The 17,992-nt window shown below is 64.9% G+C and carries 15 protein-coding genes; 5 read left to right on the forward strand and 10 right to left on the reverse strand.

From position 1 onward, the window contains the following. The 4 genes from Q7U29_RS17120 to Q7U29_RS17135 all read right to left on the reverse strand — a co-directional run. A partial coding sequence (locus tag Q7U29_RS17120) for a DUF1178 family protein (RefSeq protein WP_304743451.1) occupies positions 1–301 on the reverse strand: 301 nt, incomplete at its 3' end. Continuing rightward, positions 298–1,182, reverse strand: coding sequence for a carbon-nitrogen hydrolase family protein (locus Q7U29_RS17125; protein WP_304743453.1), 885 nt, complete (start codon positions 1,180–1,182; stop codon positions 298–300). The genes Q7U29_RS17125 and Q7U29_RS17120, both read right to left, overlap by 4 nt. After that, a complete protein-coding gene (grxC, locus tag Q7U29_RS17130; protein WP_304743454.1) occupies positions 1,182–1,454 on the reverse strand; it encodes a glutaredoxin 3 in 273 nt (90 codons plus the stop codon). The genes Q7U29_RS17125 and grxC overlap by 1 nt, the downstream gene beginning before the upstream one ends. Positions 1,455–1,538: 84 nt before the next feature. After that, complete coding sequence (locus tag Q7U29_RS17135) at positions 1,539–2,348, reverse strand: ComF family protein (RefSeq protein ID WP_304743455.1); 810 nt, start codon at positions 2,346–2,348, stop codon at positions 1,539–1,541. A 275-nt stretch (positions 2,349–2,623) separates the two neighbouring features. On the opposite strand from Q7U29_RS17135, the gene Q7U29_RS17140 reads away from it, so the two are divergent. Together Q7U29_RS17140 and Q7U29_RS17145 are read left to right on the forward strand one after the other, a co-directional pair. Continuing rightward, positions 2,624–2,848 carry a hypothetical protein gene (locus tag Q7U29_RS17140; RefSeq protein WP_304743457.1) on the forward strand — a complete coding sequence of 75 codons (225 nt, stop codon included), beginning with the start codon at positions 2,624–2,626 and terminating at the stop codon, positions 2,846–2,848. Positions 2,849–2,893: 45 nt separating this feature from the next. Continuing rightward, positions 2,894–3,745, forward strand: a complete 852-nt coding sequence (locus Q7U29_RS17145; protein ID WP_304743458.1) for a methyltransferase domain-containing protein — start codon at positions 2,894–2,896, stop codon at positions 3,743–3,745. Between the two features lie 116 nt (positions 3,746–3,861). Here the strand turns inward: Q7U29_RS17145 and mutT are convergent, their stop codons facing one another. Further along, the gene (mutT, locus tag Q7U29_RS17150) at positions 3,862–4,272 is read right to left on the reverse strand and encodes an 8-oxo-dGTP diphosphatase MutT (protein ID WP_304743460.1); all 411 of its coding nucleotides are present in this window, start codon (positions 4,270–4,272) and stop codon (positions 3,862–3,864) included. A 184-nt stretch (positions 4,273–4,456) separates the two neighbouring features. Here mutT and Q7U29_RS17155 point away from each other — a divergent pair, with 184 nt between their 5' ends. After that, positions 4,457–5,782 carry a TadE/TadG family type IV pilus assembly protein gene (locus tag Q7U29_RS17155; protein ID WP_304743462.1) on the forward strand — a complete coding sequence of 442 codons (1,326 nt, stop codon included), beginning with the start codon at positions 4,457–4,459 and terminating at the stop codon, positions 5,780–5,782. A gap of 141 nt (positions 5,783–5,923) precedes the next feature. On the opposite strand, the gene argJ is transcribed toward Q7U29_RS17155, so the two are convergent. Both argJ and Q7U29_RS17165 read right to left on the reverse strand, forming a co-directional pair. Next, positions 5,924–7,165, reverse strand: a complete 1,242-nt coding sequence (argJ, locus tag Q7U29_RS17160) for a bifunctional glutamate N-acetyltransferase/amino-acid acetyltransferase ArgJ (protein ID WP_304743463.1) — start codon at positions 7,163–7,165, stop codon at positions 5,924–5,926. A gap of 126 nt (positions 7,166–7,291) precedes the next feature. Further along, the gene (locus Q7U29_RS17165) at positions 7,292–8,230 is read right to left on the reverse strand and encodes a peptidylprolyl isomerase (protein ID WP_304743465.1); all 939 of its coding nucleotides are present in this window, start codon (positions 8,228–8,230) and stop codon (positions 7,292–7,294) included. A gap of 345 nt (positions 8,231–8,575) precedes the next feature. On the opposite strand from Q7U29_RS17165, the gene secA reads away from it, so the two are divergent. After that, the gene (gene secA / locus Q7U29_RS17170; protein WP_304743467.1) at positions 8,576–11,410 is read left to right on the forward strand and encodes a preprotein translocase subunit SecA; all 2,835 of its coding nucleotides are present in this window, start codon (positions 8,576–8,578) and stop codon (positions 11,408–11,410) included. Positions 11,411–11,546: 136 nt separating this feature from the next. Here the strand turns inward: secA and Q7U29_RS17175 are convergent, their stop codons facing one another. Both Q7U29_RS17175 and Q7U29_RS17180 read right to left on the reverse strand, forming a co-directional pair. Further along, positions 11,547–13,016, reverse strand: a complete 1,470-nt coding sequence (locus Q7U29_RS17175; protein WP_304743556.1) for a murein L,D-transpeptidase family protein — start codon at positions 13,014–13,016, stop codon at positions 11,547–11,549. A 285-nt stretch (positions 13,017–13,301) separates the two neighbouring features. Further along, the gene (locus Q7U29_RS17180; protein WP_304743469.1) at positions 13,302–14,267 is read right to left on the reverse strand and encodes an acetyl-CoA carboxylase carboxyltransferase subunit alpha; all 966 of its coding nucleotides are present in this window, start codon (positions 14,265–14,267) and stop codon (positions 13,302–13,304) included. Positions 14,268–14,581: 314 nt separating this feature from the next. Here Q7U29_RS17180 and Q7U29_RS17185 point away from each other — a divergent pair, with 314 nt between their 5' ends. Continuing rightward, positions 14,582–15,694 (forward strand): NADH:flavin oxidoreductase/NADH oxidase, encoded by a 1,113-nt coding sequence (locus Q7U29_RS17185; protein ID WP_304743470.1) that lies wholly within the window; start codon positions 14,582–14,584, stop codon positions 15,692–15,694. A gap of 891 nt (positions 15,695–16,585) precedes the next feature. On the opposite strand, the gene Q7U29_RS17190 is transcribed toward Q7U29_RS17185, so the two are convergent. Next, complete coding sequence (locus tag Q7U29_RS17190) at positions 16,586–17,905, reverse strand: DUF2235 domain-containing protein (protein WP_304743472.1); 1,320 nt, start codon at positions 17,903–17,905, stop codon at positions 16,586–16,588. Positions 17,906–17,992: the final 87 nt, after the last annotated feature.

Consider the following 17,992-nt stretch of genomic DNA (forward strand, 5'->3'; position numbering starts at 1 on the left):
TATGGTCGCGCAATTCCTTCAGCTTGGCGCGCAGCTCACGCTCCTGCGCCATCAGTAGCGGAGTCGATCCCGGGGCGATGACCTCCGTGGGCTGGACCGGCACCGGCGCATCGTTGCTTCGGCTGACGCGGCCCTTCTTGCTGACGATCTGCGGCGCCATGATCGCGCGCTCGACCCTGGCGGACCCGCAAACCGGGCAGTTCACCAGCTTGCGCTTCTCCTGGCTCTCATAGGCCGACGAGCTCTGGAACCAGCTTTCGAAGCTATGGCCGCGATCACAATGCAGGCTGTACCGGATCATGCAGATGATCCCCGCACCAGATGCAGATGTTCGGGGCCGGCCTTGGGGTCGGCGACGCTGAAACGCCTGCCATGCTGCAGCGACGGCACGGTTTTCCGCGCGGTCTCCACCAAAGCGGGATCGATTTTCGCCATGATGATGCCGGTCTCGGTGCCCGAACCCTCGGCGAGGATTTCGCCCCAGGGTGCGATGATCAGCGAATGGCCGTAGCTCTGGCGTTTGCTCTCATGGGTGCCGGCCTGCGCCGCGGCGAAGACGAAGCAGCCGTTTTCGATGGCGCGAGCGCGCAGCAGCGTATGCCAGTGCGCTTCGCCGGTCCGCACCGTGAAGGCGGACGGCGCGGTCAGGAACGCGGCGCCGGTCTCGGCCAGCGCGCGGTACAGCGCCGGAAAGCGCATGTCATAGCAGATGGTCAGCCCGATGCGGCCCCACGGCAGGTCCGAGATCACGGCCGTCTCGCCCGGCTGGTAATTGGCGGATTCGCGATAGCTTTCGCCGCCGGGCAGGTCGATATCGAACATGTGGATCTTGTCGTAACTCGCCAGCACCAGGCCGTCAGGCCCGATCAGGAACGAGCGGTTGACGGCCTTCTCGGGCGAGAAGCGCAGCGCCAGTGAACCGATATGGAGATGGATTTTGAGTTCAGCCGCGAGCGCACGATAGGCTTTCAGCGACAGATCGTCTTCCTCGGACGCGAGATGCTCGAACAGCGCCTTGCGGTTGGCTTGGATCATGTTGCTGACCTCGGGGGTCTGCACATAATCGGCGCCCTCCGCGGCGGCCTGCCGGATCAGCCTGGTGCCCTGCTCGAGATTGGCCTCGGGCAACAGCCCGCTGCACATCTGCACCATTGCAGCGGTGAAGGTTGGCTCGGTGCTCATCAACTGGCCTTCTCGCCCGCGAGCAGGGAATCGAGCTTGCCCGCGCGGTCGAGGGCATAGAGCTCGTCGCAACCACCGACATGGGTCTCGCCGATCCAGATCTGCGGAAAGGTCGCGCCCATGCCGGCGCGATCCCACATCTGCTGGCGAAGCGCCGGATCGATGGCGACATCGTGTTCCGTGAACGCGGCTTTTTTGCGCGTCAGCAGCGATTTGGCGGCGGTGCAATAGCCGCAGCCCGGACGGGTATAGATTTCGATGGCAGCGGTCATGTCGCGCGCTCTGTTGTTGCAAGTAATTGCTGCAAGTAGTTGCTGCAAGTAATTGTTGCAGGTCAGCCGGCTCGAAGTATCTGATTATATGGGGGCTTTGAAGGTGTCCACAACCCGCGCGAACACCAGCACGTCGACCGAAGCAGCTTTCGCGCGCAACAGCGCCCGTGCGCAGGCATCGGTCGTCGCTCCCGTGGTCAGGACGTCGTCGATCAGCACCACGCGGCGGCCGTGAACCTCGGCGGCACGGTCGGGCGCGACCTTGAAGGCGCCCTGCACGTTGCTGGCGCGCTGCGACCGCGACAGCCCGATCTGCTGCTGGGTCGGCCGCACCCGCCGCAGCGCCTCGGACGCCAGTTTGACGCCGGTCTGCCGTTCGATCACCCGCGCCAGCGCGCCGGACTGGTTGTAGCGGCGGCTCCAGCCCCGCCGCCAATGCAGCGGCACCGGGACCAGCACGTCGGCCTCGCCGAGCAGTTCGCGGCCGGCCCGCGCCATCCAGCGGCCCATCGCCGGCGCGAGATCGGTGCGGTCCTGGTATTTCAGCGCATGCACCAGCGTGCGCGCGATGTCGTCATAGCGCACCGCGGCGCGGGCCCGCGCATAGGCCGGCGGATTGGCGATCGCCTCCATCGACAGCAGATCCGGGCCGGGATCGTAGACGAAGGGAATGCCGAGCCGCGGGCAATAAGGCGGCGCGATGAACGACAATTTGGCCCAGCATTGCGCACAGACGCCCTCGCCGTCGACCGGCTCGCGGCAGGCGACGCACAAGGTCGGCAGCGCGAGGTCGAGCGCAAGCTTTGAGGTCAGTTGCCAGGCGCCGCGGCACGCCTTCAGCGCCCCGCGCAGATGGCTGGCGATGAAGCGGGATGGGGGTGCCTGGGCGTCCATGGATGGGGAGGCTAACGTTGGCTCTATCGACTCTCAAGCAACAAAGCCGCTCGCGTGCCCCGGACGCAGCGCAGCGCGCCGCACTTGCGGCGTGGTGCGCTGCAGAGCCGGGGCCCATGCCGCATCTGGGTCCCGGCTCTGCGGAGCAGCGCAAGCGCGCCGCACCGCGTCCGGGACACGGGGCCCCATGAAGCACCCCGTTAACTACCCCCAGCGGTCCTGGTGGCGACCGTGCCCGCAACGGCGCAAAATGATCGCATCGAGGGAGTTGCGTCATGGCACAGTTCGCCGACATCGAGTGCCTGCGGCAGGCCACCAGTCTCCAGACTGAACTGGTGTGGCGCGAGGTCAGACTGGCCGAAGACGCCATCAGACGCGGCCGCATTGCCGCCATTGCAAAAGATAGCGAAGGCCGCCCCAAAACCTTGCATGTCCCCGATCGACGCCCAACCGCGGTCATCCTGCCATTTCCGCGGGGTGCTCGCCACCGCCGAGGCTGAGCGCCGGATTGCCAGAACCGACTGCTTCGGCGTACCAACCCCGCCATGGCCCCGAGCCCGACCGCAGCCCCCGTTTTGTTCGACCGCGCCTTGCTGCGGGCGCGGCAATCGCGCGCGGCTGCATTGGGCGCGGCGACGTTCCTGCTCGATCGCGTCGCCGAGGATATGTCGGAGCGGCTGCACGCGGTGCTCCGGGAGTTCAGGACGGCGGCTGATATCGGCACTGCGGGCGAACAACTCCGCAACGTGCTGGCCGGTCGCGTCGATCAGCTTACGCCCGTCGCGCTGCCCGACCTCGAATCCGAGCCGCTGCGGCTTTCGCCTGATATCCTCGATCTCGCAGTGTCCGCGCTGGCGCTGCAATTCGTCAACGATCTGCCCGGCGTGCTGGCGCAGATCCGCCGCGCGCTTAAGCCGGACGGGCTGTTGCTGGCGGCGATGATCGGCGGCGATACGCTGACCGAGCTGCGGCAAAGTTTTGCCGCCGCGGAAGCCGAATGCGAGGGCGGCGTGTCGCCCCGCGTGGCTCCATCAGCCGACCTGCGCGAGATCGGCGCGCTGCTGCAGCGTACAGGTTTCGCGCTGCCGGTCATCGACGTCGACCGTGTCGTGGTACGCTACGACAGCGCCTTCGCACTGATGGCCGATCTCAGGCGGATGGGCGCCACCAATATCCTGGTCGAGCGGCGGCGGACGCCGACCCGCCGCGCCACGCTGTTGCGGATGGCGCAGATCTACAGCGAGCGTTTTGCGGATTCCGACGGCCGCATCCGTGCCACCTTCGATGTGATCTGGCTGTCCGGCTGGGCGCCGCATGCGAGCCAGCAGCAGCCGCTGAAGCCGGGTTCGGCGAAGGCGAGCCTGGCGGAGGCGGTGAAGCGGCTTGCGCCGGAATGATCTGTCTCAGCGCAATATGAGGTATTTTGATACCCTCAACCTTACTGCGCATGGGGTTGTTTTCGAGATTTTTGTCCAGGCCCCGCTGCGCCCCGCCGATGGTACGCTTTGTCGGGTCACATCAGCAGATCGATCAGATGCGGGATCAGCGGGATGTCCGCCGGCGGCATCCGGTAGTCGCGCAGTTTGTTGGCGCGGACCCAGGCCAGTTGCTGGCCCTCGCGCGCGACCACCACGCCGTCCCAGCGCCGGCAGATGTAAAGCGGCATCAGCAGGTGAAAATCATCATACGCGTGGCTGGCGAAGGTCAGCGGCGCCAGGCAGTCCGCCTTCACGGTGATGCCGATTTCCTCGTGCAGCTCGCGGATCAGGGTCTGTTCCGGCCGCTCGCCGCGCTCGAGCTTGCCGCCGGGAAATTCCCACAGCCCCGCCAGCGCCTTGCCCTGCGGACGCTGGGCGATCAGCACGCGCTTGTCGGCATCGACCAGCGCGCAGGCGACCACGAGGGTGAGCTTGATGTCGGTCATATCAGGCGGATGCTTTGGAAAGCCGGTTCGGCGATTTGCCGCTCCTTCGGAAAGGTTTCATTAACCAGCAATGTGCTTACCGCCAACCTGTTTGTTTGCCCCGTTTTTCTGCGATCGGGATAAGCCAACCTTAATGCGCCGCGCCTAGATTTCACGGGATTTTGAACCGGTCAGGCACCCCTTCATGCGCAAGCTCCTTCGTGAAATCGGCCGCTTTCGCAGTGACAGATCCGGCAACGTCGCGGTGATCTTCACGCTGGCGCTGTTGCCGATCCTGTCGGCGATCGGCTGCGCGGTCGATTACAGCCGGGCGACGCAGCTCAGGAGCAAACTGCAATCGGCAATCGACGCCGCCAGCGTCGGATCGGTCGCCAAAAAGTCGCCAGCCTTCATTGCCGCGGGCGCGATGACCGGGGACGGCGCGATCGCGGTCGGCGTCACCGACGCGAAGGCGATCTTCGACGGCAACATGTCCGGGGTGACCGGCTATACGCTCAACAGCGTGACTCCCGCCGTGAGCAAGACCGGCATGGTCATCACCTCCACCGTGACATTCTCGGCCAATGTCCCGACGGTATTTCTCACCGTCATGGGCAAGACCACGATGACGGTCACCGGCAGCTCGACCTCGGTCTCCAAGATGCCGCAATACATCGATTTCTATCTGCTGCTCGACAATTCGCCGTCGATGGGCGTGGGCGCGACCCCGGCCGACGTTACGAAGATGGTCAACAATACGTCGGACAAGTGCGCCTTCGCCTGTCACGATGTCAATGACAACAACAACTACTATAAAAAGGCCAAGGCCCTCGGGGTGACGACGCGGATCGACGTGCTGCGCACGGCGACACAGCAATTGATGGACACCGCGTCTGCCACGCAGACCTATACCAACCAGTTCCGGATGGCGATCTACGACTTCGGCGCGTCGGCCAGCACCACCGGCCTGCGGACGTTGTTTGCGTTGTCTTCATCCTTGAGCAGCGCCAAGACCGCCGCCGGCAACATCGATCTGATGACCGTCCAGGGTCAGAACCAGAACAACGACATGGATACGCAATACACCAACATTTTTCCGGCGATGAACAGCGCGGTCACCAATCCGGGAACCGGCACCTCCGGGTCACCGCTGAAGTATCTGTTCTTCGTCTCCGACGGCGTCGCCGACGAACAAAACAGCGGCTGCCTCAAACCAAAGGCGTCGAGCAATCGATGCCAGTCGCCGATCAATCCCTTGCTCTGCAAGCAATTGAAGGACCGCGGCATCAAGGTCGCGGTGCTGTACACCACCTATCTCGATCTGCCGACCAACTCCTGGTACAATACCTGGATCAAGCCGTTCAATGCCGGGCCGTACGACCCCGCCTCGGTGAACAGCGAGATCGCGACGAAGATGGAGGAGTGCGCGTCACCGGGCTTCTACTTCGAGGTCACCCCGACCCAGGGCATCTCGGAGGCGATGAATGCGCTGTTCCAGAAGGCCATCTCCGACGCCCGCATCAGCAACTGAGGGCTGCTCGCCTGCACCATCCCCCGGCCGTCATCCCCGGGATGAACGCGATTGCGTTCACCCCTGAGGTGCGCGCCTTCTCAGGCGCGCCTCCAGCGACAACGGGAAGCCGTTGCGCGGGGATGACGGTTGTGCACCGTGTTACGACCGGTAGTCGCCGTTGATCGCGACATATTCCTTGGTGAGGTCGCAGGTCAGCACGCGGTCGCGGCCCTTGCCGAGGCCGAGCGCGATCCTGATCTGGATCTTCGGGTTCTTCATCGCCGCGGACACTTCCGCCTCGTCATAGGACGGATCGCGCGCACCGCTCCTGGCGACGCGGATGCCGTTGAACGAGATCGACAGCCTGTCGCGGTTGGCGGGCTCGCCGGCCTTGCCGACCGCCATCACTACGCGGCCCCAATTGGCGTCCTCGCCGGCGACCGCGGTCTTCACCAGCGGCGAATTCGCCACCGACATCGCGATTCTTCGCGCGGATTTCTTCGTCGTAGCACCCTCGACGATGATCTCGACCAGCTTGCGCGCGCCTTCGCCGTCGCGGGCTATCTGTTCGGCGAGATCGGCCAGCACCGCGTGGAACGCCTTGGCAAACGCCTTCAGGCGCGGGTCGCCGGCCCGGCTGATCTTCGGCGCGCCGGCGGCACTCGCGGCCCCCGTGGCGAAGGCGAGCAAGGTGTCCGACGTCGAGGTGTCGCCGTCGACGGTGACGGCATTGAAGGTGTCCCCGACGCCGCTCTTGAGCAGCGATTGCAGCGCGCCCGCGCTGAGCGGCGCGTCGGTGAACACGAAGGCCAGCATGGTCGCCATGTCGGGCGCGATCATGCCGGAGCCCTTGGCCATGCCGTTGATGGTGACCTTTGCCTTCCCGAGCTTCACGGTTGCGGTCGCGACCTTCGGAAAGGTGTCGGTGGTCATGATCGCTTTGGCGGCGGCCATCCAATCGCCCGGCGCGGCCGTTTCCGCCAGCGTGTCGAGCACCCCGTTGAATTTGCTGGCGTCGAGCGGTTCGCCGATCACGCCGGTCGAGGCGAGAAATACCTCATTGAGGCTGCATCCGGCCGCCTTGGCGGCGATCGAGGCGGTCAGCGCGGTCGACTGCCGCCCGGTCTTGCCGGTGAAGGCATTGGCGTTGCCGGAGTTCACCACCAGCGCGCGGGCAACCCCGCGGCCCAGTCTGGCCCGGCACCAGTCGACCGGCGCCGACGGGCATTTCGATTGGGTGAAGACGCCGGCAACGGCGGTGCCCTTGTCCATCAACGCCAGCAGCACGTCGGTGCGGCCCTTGTAGCGGATCCCCGCGGCAGCGGTCGCGAGCCTGACGCCCGCGATCGCGGGCATCTCGGGGACATCGGTCGGGGCGAGGGGGGAGACAGCAAGGGACATGAGGGCTTCCGGCTATGAGGCGAGGGAAGCGCTCTGTATCACTTTCACCGTTGCGACGGGAGAGGGCACGCCGCCCGATCACGTTCCGCCCGTCGTCCCGGCCTTGAGCCGGGACGACGGGAAAACTTACTTCTTCGCCGGGGGCGCCATCTTGGAGTCGGCGGGCTTGGCGGCATCCGGCTTGGCGTCGGTCTTGGTATCCGTCTTGGCCGCCTCGGCGGGCTTGTCCATGCGCTCGACCTTGGCGGCTTCGCGCAGCTTCGCCACGTACTCGGCCTGCGCCTTGCGCGTCACATAGGTCTCGATCTGGGCCTTGACCTGTTCGAACGCCGGGGCCTGCCGGTTGCGCTTTTCCTCGACCTTGATGATGTGCCAGCCGAACTGCGACTTGACGGGATCGGAGATCTTGCCGGGCTCCAGCGTGAAGGCGACGGCGGAGAATTCCGGCACCATCTGGTCCTTGGTGAAGAAACCGAGATCGCCGCCGTCGGAAGCGCCGGGATCCTTGGATTTCTTCTTGGCGAGCTCGGCAAAATCGGCGCCCTTCTTCAACTCGGCGGCGATCGCCTTGGCGTCGTCCTCGGACTCGACCAGGATATGCCGGGCGTGAACTTCCGCTTCGCCGGTGATCTGCTTGGAGGCGTCCTCATAGACCTTCTTCATGGCCTCGTCGGTGGTCGCGGCCTTGCCCTCGGTCGCCAGCAGGCTGTCCATCAGCAGCCGGTTGCGGGTAAACGCCAGCCGCTTCTTGAAGTCCTCGTTGTTTTCGACCTTCTTGTCCTCGGCGGCCTTGGCGACGATCTTCATGTCGATCAGGAAGGCCAGCACGTTTTCCCGCTTGGTCGACGGGTCCATCTGCGCGAGGCTCGGTCCCAGTTCTTCCTCGGCCAGCGTGAGGTCGCTCTGGCGGATTTCGGCGCCGTTGACCTTGGCGAGCACGGGGTTGGCGTCCTGCGCCCGCACCGGCAGGGCGGCCAGCAGCACCATGGCGAACGCGCCGGTTAACGCGGCAGTGGCGACGCTGAGACGCAGGCCGGGTTTCATTTCCGGGAACGACGTGGTCATGGAAAATCCTTATCTTCAAAGCTGGGGGCTGTTCGGGGCCGCGGGACACTCGCCCAATCGGCCAGCCTTGGCAACGCGAAAACGGTGTCAGAATGATGAAATCCTTGAGAGTTCGCGCCGTTGACAAGCCTCTGGCACAGCCATATCTCTGCAAAACCGGGTCAATGGCGATGGCGCGTATTTGGCTGCGTTTTGGCCATTGAACCTTGGATTGCTGAATTCCCACTCATTGGGCGGATGCTCCCCGGATCGGGTCCGCGCCGCGATGCGTCACGATGAGTTGATAGGCACCCCGGTGGACCATCTCACGGCGGCAACGCCGAACGGTAAAGACAGGAATTTGGCATGATCGGCGCGCTCGCCCGCAAGTTTTTCGGCTCCGCCAACGACCGGCGGATCAAGGGATATCAATCCCGCGTCGATGCCATCAACGCACTGGAACCCGAGATCGCGGCGCTCTCCGACGAGGCGCTGAAAGCCCGCACCGTCGAATTCCGCGCCCAGCTCGCCGGCGGCAAGACGCTGGACGACATTCTGGTTCCCGCCTTCGCCACCGTGCGCGAGGCGGCCAAGCGCACGCTCGGCCAGCGCCATTTCGACGTGCAGCTGATCGGCGGCATGGTGCTGCACGAGGGCGACATCGCCGAGATGAAGACCGGCGAAGGCAAGACCCTGGTCGCGACGCTCGCGGTCTACCTCAACGCGCTGGCCGGCAAGGGCGTCCATGTCGTCACCGTCAACGACTACCTCGCCAAGCGCGACTCCGAATGGATGGGCCAGATCTACGGCTTCCTCGGCCTCACCGTCGGCGTGATCGTGCATGGGCTGGATGACGGCGAGCGCAAGAACTCCTACGCCTGCGACATCACCTACGGCACCAACAACGAATACGGCTTCGACTATTTGCGCGACAACATGAAGTACCGGCTCGAGGACATGGTCCAGCGCGGCCATTCCTACGCCATCGTCGACGAAGTCGACTCGATCCTGATCGACGAGGCGCGCACGCCGCTGATCATTTCCGGTCCGCTCGACGACCGTTCGGAATTCTACAACACCATCGACACCTTCCTGCCGAAGCTCGACAAGGCCACCGACTTCGAGGTCGACGAGAAACAGCGCACGGTGACGCTGACCGAAGCCGGCATGGAAAAGATCGAGACCCTGCTGCGCGACGCCGGGCAGCTCAAGGGCGACTCGCTCTACGACGTCGAGAACGTCTCGGTGGTGCACCACATCAATCAGGCGCTGCGCGCGCACTCGCTGTTCCAGCGCGACAAGGATTACATCGTCCGCGACGACGAGGTCATCATCATCGACGAGTTCACCGGCCGCATGATGCAGGGCCGCCGCTATTCCGAAGGCCTGCACCAGGCGCTGGAAGCCAAGGAGCACGTCCAGGTCCAGCCGGAAAACCAGACGCTGGCCTCGATCACGTTCCAGAACTACTTCCGGATGTACACCAAGCTCGCCGGCATGACCGGTACGGCGCTGACCGAAGCCGACGAACTATTCGACATCTACAAGCTCGAGGTGGTGGAAATCCCGACCAACGTACAGGTCGCCCGCCTCGACGAGGACGACGAGGTTTACCGCACCCAGAACGAGAAATACGCCGCGATCCTGGCCGAGGTGGAGCGCGCCAATGCACGGCTGCAGCCGGTGCTGGTCGGCACCGCCTCGATCGAGAAGTCCGAGGTGCTCGCCGATTACCTCAAGAGCCACGGCTACAAGCAGCTCGACTTCGAAAGCCCGAAGTCGATGCAGAAACTGTACGACGCCGCCCGCGCCGGAAAACCGGCAAAACTGTTCGCGGTGCTGAACGCGCGCTTCCACGAGCAGGAAGCCTATATCGTCGCCGAGGCCGGCGTGCCCGGCGCGATCACGATCGCGACCAACATGGCCGGCCGCGGCACCGACATCAAGCTCGGCGGTTCGCTGGAAATGCGGATCCTGCACGAGACCGCCGATATTACCGACGAGGCCGAGAAGGCCGCGAAGATCGAGCAGATCAAGGCCGACGTCGAACGCTTCCGCGAGATCGTGCTGAAGGCCGAGGACGTGGTCGAGATCGAACCCGCCAAGGGCTCGAAGCCGGCCAAGACCGTTACAAAGCCCGGCGGGCTCTACATCATGGGCTCCGAGCGCCATGAATCGCGGCGCATCGACAACCAGCTGCGCGGCCGCTCCGGACGCCAGGGCGATCCCGGCCGCTCGAAATTCTTCCTGTCGCTGGAAGACGACCTGATGCGGATCTTCGGCTCCGACCGGCTCGACAGCATGCTGACGCGGCTCGGCCTGAAAGAGGGCGAGGCCATCATCCATCCCTGGATCAACAAGGCGCTGGAGAAGGCGCAGCAGAAGGTCGAGGCCCGCAACTTCGACATCCGCAAGAATCTGCTGAAGTTCGACAACGTCCAGAACGACCAGCGCAAGGTGATCTTCGAGCAGCGCGTCGAGCTGATGAAGAGCGAGAGCGTGGCCGAAATGGTCTCGGACATGCGCCGCGACTTCGTCGACGACGTCGTCGCCAAGCACGTGCCCGAGCACGCCTATGCCGAGCAGTGGGATGTCGCCGGCCTCAAGGAAGAACTGAAGCGGGTGCTCGACATCGACCTGCCGGTCGACGAATGGGCCAAAGAAGAGGGCATCGCCGACGAGGAGTTGCTGACCCGCATCGAGCAGCGCGTCGACGAGCACATGGCCGCCAAAGTGGCGCAGTGGGGCCCCGACGTGATGCGTTACGTCGAGAAGACCATCCTGCTGCAGACGCTGGATCATCTGTGGCGCGAGCATCTGGTGATGCTCGATCATCTGCGCCAGGTGATCGGCCTGCGCGGCTACGGCCAGCGCGATCCGCTGCAGGAATACAAGTCGGAAGCCTTCGCGCTGTACGAGGCCATGACCGCGCATCTGCGCGAAGCGGTGACGGCGCAGCTGATGCGCGTCGAAATCGTGCCGCCGGACGAGCAGCCGCCGCTGCCGGCGATGGAAGCGCACAAGCTCGATCCCAATACCGGTGAGGACGAGATGGCGTTCGCCGGTGCCTCGCTGGTGCCGACCGCCGCCGCCGATCGCGACCCGAAGAACCCCGCGACCTGGGGCAAGATCGGCCGCAACGAGGATTGCCCCTGCGGCAGCGGCAAGCGGTACAAGCACTGCCACGGCAAGTATGCGTGAGGCGGTAGCTTCGTGAATTCTTAGGGTGGGCAAAGGCGCTCTTGCGCCGTGCCCACCATCCCTACAATGCAAACATCACAAGGGTGGGCACGGCGCGAAGAGCGCCTTTGCCCACCCTGCGATTCTGTGCGTGTTCCTACTTCGCCGCCGAGAAGCGGCTGTCGAACGAGCTCGCCGGCACGATCGGCTGCGAACCGGCAACCATCGGGGCGGACGCTGACGTATCCGACAGCGAGGGCTTCAGCGCCGGCCTGGCGTCGGCCGGTTTTGGTGCTGCGGCGGCTTTCGGCACCGATGCTTCGGGGCGTGGCGGTTCGTGGCGCCGGGTCTCGATGACCTTCGGCTTGGCCGGTGCGGGCACGGGCGCCGGCTTGGCCGCTGGCTTGGTGGTCGCGGTGGTTTCCGCGCCGCCGATGCCGACCTTGCGGGCCAGGCTGGAGAAGAAGCCGCCGGATTTTTCGGGCGGCGCCGCCGACGCCACGCGGGTTGCCGGGGCCGGAGCGGCCTGAGCCGCCATGGAGGCTGCCAGCGGCTCTTCGGGCGACGACACCGAGCCGCGCGGCGGATTGACGTGGGCCGGAATGGTGCCGGGCGCGCGGGAAATCGCTGCCAGCGACAGGCCCTGGCCGTCGCCGCCTTCCGACAGGCCGGTCGAGGCCTCGGGCAGCTTGGCGGCGAACACCCGGTGCATGCCGCCGTCGATACCGGTATTCATCCGCGCGACCGGTGTTCCCTTCGAAATCAGCTTGGCGGTCTCGACCTGGTCATGCTGCTGCTTTTCGCGCACGGCGTCGGCGATGTCGTCGGAGATCGCGTAAACCGGGCATTTGGCCGAAGCGTCGAACACCGGATCCCGCTTGGCATCCGGCGCCTTGATGGCGTCGAACACGTATTTCCTCTCGCAGAAATCGACCTTCGGCTCCTGCCGCGTCACCTCGAAATGATCCCAGCCCTGCTTGATCATTTTCCAGAACGGCATGTTCGGGTTGTTGCGATGCTTCGCCATGTTGACCGGCGTCATCTTGAACGGATAGGCCTGCAGCTGGAACGCGCGCTGGCCGCCGAAGAAGGATTCCCGCCCCAGCGAATAGATTTCCGCGATCTGTTCGTCGGTCATGGCGTAGCAGCCGCGCGACGAGCAGTCGCCATGCACCATCAGCTGCGAGCCGGTGCGGCCCAATGCCTTGTCGAAGGCGTTGGGATAGCCGGTATTGAACGACAGGTAGAACGACGATTGCGGGTTCATCTGCGCCGGGCTGATGGAATAGAAGCCTTCCGGGGCCTGGCGGTCGCCCTCCTTGACCTTGGGTCCGAGGTCGCCCGACCAGCGGCAGATCGGATAGGTCTTCAAGAGCGCAAAGCGGCCGGAGCGATCCTGCTTCCAGACCTCGAGTTCGGCTTCCTGCTTGAAGATCCGGACCAGCATCGGCGACTGCAGGTCCATGTCCTTCGCCGTCATGTCGGCGATCAGCTTGGGCGGGACCGGCTGGTTGGCCTTGGCGTTGTTCGCCAGCGAGATCTGGTCGCTGTTGCAGCCGGCCAGCAGCACGCCAGCCGTGAGCGCGGCCGAGGTGATGAGCGCGCGAACCAGCGAGCGGTAAATCAATGCCAAGCTCCACACCCCAGCGGCCATTCAAAGCGCAATTTTCGCACCCCAAACATAGCGTACATGCCCTGAAGCCATTGACTAAAATACTACCCTTTGGGTCCCCCGGTCGCAAGCCGACGAGGGCCTCCCGGAGGGGTCCCCGTCAGGCATGGTCAATAGAGGTTAAATATCGGTGTCCGGGCCTAATTGGGGCGGAAATGGCGGAAAGTTGAAAAAGCTGGGACGTTAACGATTGGGCGGCCGCCCGGGGGCCGCTTTCTTACCCTCCAGGGGAGGGTAAGATCAGGCCAGCTTGCGGCCGATATCGAGGAACTTCTGCCGGCGCTGCTGGCGAATCATGCCGGGGTCGAGGTTGCGCAATTCGTCGAGGGCCTGCCCGATGGCGTCGCCGGTGGTCGCGATCATGGCGGCGGGATCGCGATGGGCGCCGCCGGCCGGTTCCTTCAGGATCTGGTCGATCACGCCGAAGCGCAGCATGTCCTGCGCCGTGATCTTCATGCTGGTGGCGGCTTCCTGCGCCTTGGTGCCGTCGCGCCACAGGATCGAGGACGCCGCCTCCGGCGAGATCACGCTGTAGATGGCGTGTTCGAACATCAGCACGCGGTTGGCCGTCGTGATCGCGATGGCGCCGCCCGACATGCCTTCGCCGGTGATGATCGCGACATTGGGCACGCCCAGCGCCAGGCAGGCATCGGTGGAGCGCGCGATCGCCTCGGCCTGGCCGCGCTCCTCGGCGCCGATGCCGGGATAGGCGCCGGCGGAATCGACCAGCGTCAGCACGGGAATGCCGAACCGGTCGGCCATCTCCATCAGCCGGACCGCCTTGCGGTAGCCCTCCGGGCGCGCCATGCCGAAATTGTGCTTGATGCGGGATTCGGTGGTGGCGCCCTTTTCCTGGCCGATCACGCAGATGCTCTCGCCGCGGAAGCGGCCGAATCCGCCGACCAGCGCCTCGTCCTCGCCGAACTTGCGGTCGCCCGCGAGCGGGGTGAATTCGGTGATCAGCGCGTTGATGAAATCGGTCAGATGCGGGCGCTGATGGTGCCGCGCCACCAGCGTCTTCTGCCATGGCGTCAGATTGGCATAGAGGTCGGTCAGCGCCTGCGCAGCCTTCTCCTCGATCCGCGAAATTTCTTCGCCGATGTCGCTGCCGGTGGCCGCCAGCGCGCGCAGTTCGTCGACCTTGGAGTCGAGTTCGGCGACGGGCTTTTCGAAATCGAGATAGGTGCTGCGCATGTGATCCGGCATCTGGACAATATAGGGACGAAGCGGCGTGGACGCGAAGCGGTTTCCAGGCGTGCGGAGAAAGCACGCAAATTCAATCGTTTAGCGTGCAGTCCGACGCAAATCGGGGTCCCGTTTCGCAGTTCGCGCGGAGGGGTCGCGGGCGGGAAATGGCTGTTTCGGGGGAGAAGGCGCCGAAGTCAAGGCGGGCAACGGGGCGGTCCCTGTAACCCTCCCCCACCGGCGAGGGTAAGGGTTGCATCGCCGGCAGTTGGGCATCGTCAGCACTGCCCCTAGAGTAGGCCGACGGCATTTTTTCTCCCATCCGGAAATCCCCCATGAGCGCCCTGTTTTCTCCGATCACGCTGCGCGGCCTGACGCTTTCCAATCGCATCATGGTGGCGCCGATGTGCCAGTATTCCGCCGGGAACGGCGAGGCCAATGACTGGCACTTCACGCATATCAACTCGCTGGCGCTGTCGGGGGCGGCGGTGTTCTGCATCGAGGCCACCGCGGTGGAGCCGATCGGGCGCATCACGCCGGGCTGTCTGGGCTTGTGGAACGACGCCACCGAGGCCGCGCTGAAGCCGGTGCTGGCCTCGGTGCGCAGGCATTCGAAGGCCGCCGTGGTGATGCAGCTCGCTCATGCCGGCCGCAAGGCCTCCAGCCACAAACCGTGGGACGGCGGCCAGCTGATCCCGATCGCCGAAGGCGGCTGGCTGCCCGAGGGTCCGTCCGATGTGCCGCACAAGGAGAGCGAGGCGCCGCCGCGCGCGCTCGACGTAACAGGCCTGAAACGCATCCGCGACGCCTTCGTGGCGGCGGCGCGGCGCACCGCGCGGCTCGGCATCGACGGCATCGAGGTTCATTGCGCCCACGGCTATCTCCTGCATCAGTTTCTCTCGCCGATATCCAACAAGCGCACCGACCAGTATGGCGGCTCGCTCGAAAACCGCATGCGGTTTCCGCTCGAAGTGTTCGACGCGGTGCGCGCGGCGTTTCCGAATGACAAGCCGGTCGGCTTGCGGGTCTCCGCCACCGACTGGATCGAGGGCGGCTGGGATCTTCCGCAGACCATCGAATTCGCGCATGAGCTGAAGAAGCGCGGCGTCGACTGGATCGATGTGTCCTCCGGCGGCGTGTCGCCCTTGCAGAAAATTCCGCTCGGGCCCGGCTACCAGGTGCCGCTGGCGCAGGCGGTGAAGGAAGCCACCGGCGTCACCACCATCGCGGTCGGCCTGATCACGGAAGCGAAGCAGGCCGAGGAGATCGTGGCCTCCGGCAAGGCCGACATGGTGGCGCTGGCGCGCGGCTTTCTCTACGACCCGCGCTGGGGCTGGCACGCCGCCGCCGAACTCGGCGGCGAGGTGTCGGCGCCGCCGCAATACTGGCGCTCGCAGCCCTCGACGCAAAAAGCGCTGTTCGGCGCCACCAGTTTCGGGACGCGGTAGGTACTCCGTCGTCCCCGCGAACGCGGGGACCCATAATCCCGGGCGTCCGTTGTTGCGGAAGGTATCTAACACCGGCGCCTCACTGACAGGCCGCGGCGTATGGGTCCCTGCGCCCCGTGCGCAATTGCGCACTAGGCAGGGACGACGCAAGAGTTTTTCAAGACAGCAACCACACCTCCGCCATCTCGCGGCGCGATGCGTCCGAGGTTTGCGTGCGTCGCCTCGCCCTCGATAACGAGAGGGCGCAGGGAAAGCCGGGTGCGCGCTGCACCCGCGGTCTCGTGTGCGATGGTGGAAGAAGCAGTCGGCACACGAGCATACAGGTGAAGCGGAAGCATCCGGCTTTCCCTGCGCAGTGGTTTAAGGCTTATACGTGCTCTCCTCGGTGAGCCCTGCACTTTTGCCACCGTCGCCCGCGCTGCCTTAAGCTACGAACTTGACACCTGCCATTGGGGTGTCGGGACCACACGATTTCGCCATCCGCATCAGGCGTCCTCGTCAGAAGCGCCATTCGCGTCCACCGCTTCCCCGCCCCGCGCTGGTACGTTGCGCAACGCCCCTCTCGATGGGACGGGATGCCGGGATATATAGCGCGGTTGTCGCTTCTGGAAAACAGAAATATTTTTGTCGAGGGGGCTTGACACGATTTCTGGTAATCGGAAGTGATTTGCCCGTCGGGGTGGATTTGTTGAAATGGTTCGATAATCCGGCTTTGGTGCGCCAACCGCAAAACTCCGTCGCCCCGGCCTCCGAGCCGGGGCCCATACGCCGCGGCCTCACGATGCGGCACGAAAGGCGGACACCTCGCGAAACATGTCCGCCGGTGGCTATGGGTCCCGGCTCGGGGGCCGGGACGACGGCTGTGGGTGTGCCGGACTTGCGCGCCACCCATCACGCCCCGTCGTCCTGCTTCGCATCATCGGCCAGCCCGGGAGCGGGCGGGGTCTCCAGCGGCACCGCCTCGTACCGCGCCGGCATGTTCACCGGCTGGTACGTCCTGTCCTGCGCGATCTTGTCGAGCGCGGACTGGTGGATCAGCGCGCCCTCGGGAATCAGCCGCGGCTCGCAACACGGGATGTAAAAGCCGAACATCGATTTCCGCTCCGGCCATTCCCTGTACTTGTCCTTCTTCGGGATCGCCTCGAGCGCGCGCCAGCCGGCGTTCATCGAGTCGTGCGGCTGCCAGGCGGCGGACTTAGGGTTGTCGGGATAGGGCAGGAAGTCCGGCGCGACATAGTCGAACGGGCTGCCCTTGCGCTTGCGGCCCCAGCCGAGCTGGTTGACGGTGCGGCGGTCGACTTTGAGGCCGTGCTTGACGGCTTGCTCGATCATCCACAGCAGCGGATATTTCGACAGCGCCGATTGCTTTTCCGGATAGCCGCCGCCGATATCGGAATGCACCCCGGCGAACCAGACCTGCACGCTGTCCTGGTCCGTCCATTTGGATTCCGGGGCGTAGCGGTGCGGCCGGAATTTGCCCGCGTCCCAGGGCTGCGGCCGGAACATGCGGCGCCGCTCGTCGATCGAGATCGCCTGCCGAAAAACCTCGATCGAGGGATTTTCCCGCACGAAGGCCAGCTCCTCCAGGCTCCACGGGCTGAACTGCCCCTTCAGCGGATTGATGCGGTCCCAGCGCGGCACGATCACGCTGGCGACGGTGTCCCACACGCCGACGAACTTGATGGTCGGCCACTTCACGGACAGGATGCGCGCATACTGCGCCGCCGGGTCGTCTTTCTGGTCGGGGGCGACGTGGTCGGTGGAAAACTGCTTGTAGGCGGTCAGGCCCGAGCCGGCGAGATTGTTCTGCGGCAGCGAGATCAGTCCGATCTTGTGGATCAGCGCCGCCAGCACCCGCACCGTGTAGGCGCCGCGGGAAAACCCGAACAGATAGATGTCGTCGCCCTCGCGGTGGTTCTCGACGATGAACTGGTAGGAGGCGAGCACGTTGTCGTCGAGCCCGTAGCCGAACGCCAGCCCGATCACCAGATTGAAGTTCTGCTTGAATCGATGGAACGGATCCGGCCGCTCCAGCGTGCCGACGCCCGGATCGTAGAACACCAGCTGGTTCGGATGCGTCTTCTCGGTCTTGCGCAGCGTCCGGTACAGCTTGAGGACGTTGGAAATATTTTCGGAGATTTCGTTGCCGGTGCCGTCGCAGCAGATGACGATGTGTCGCTTTTCGGGTTTGGATTCGGGTGTTTCGGTCATGGATGTGATTTCCCCTGCCTGCAGCCGGAAGTTTAGCGGGGGGAAGGGGAGATGGCGAGGGGGATTGGGGCAGCCTCAGGTTCTACA

The sequence above is a fragment of the Bradyrhizobium sp. genome, from assembly GCF_030654605.1.
Lineage (GTDB): Bacteria > Pseudomonadota > Alphaproteobacteria > Rhizobiales > Xanthobacteraceae > Bradyrhizobium.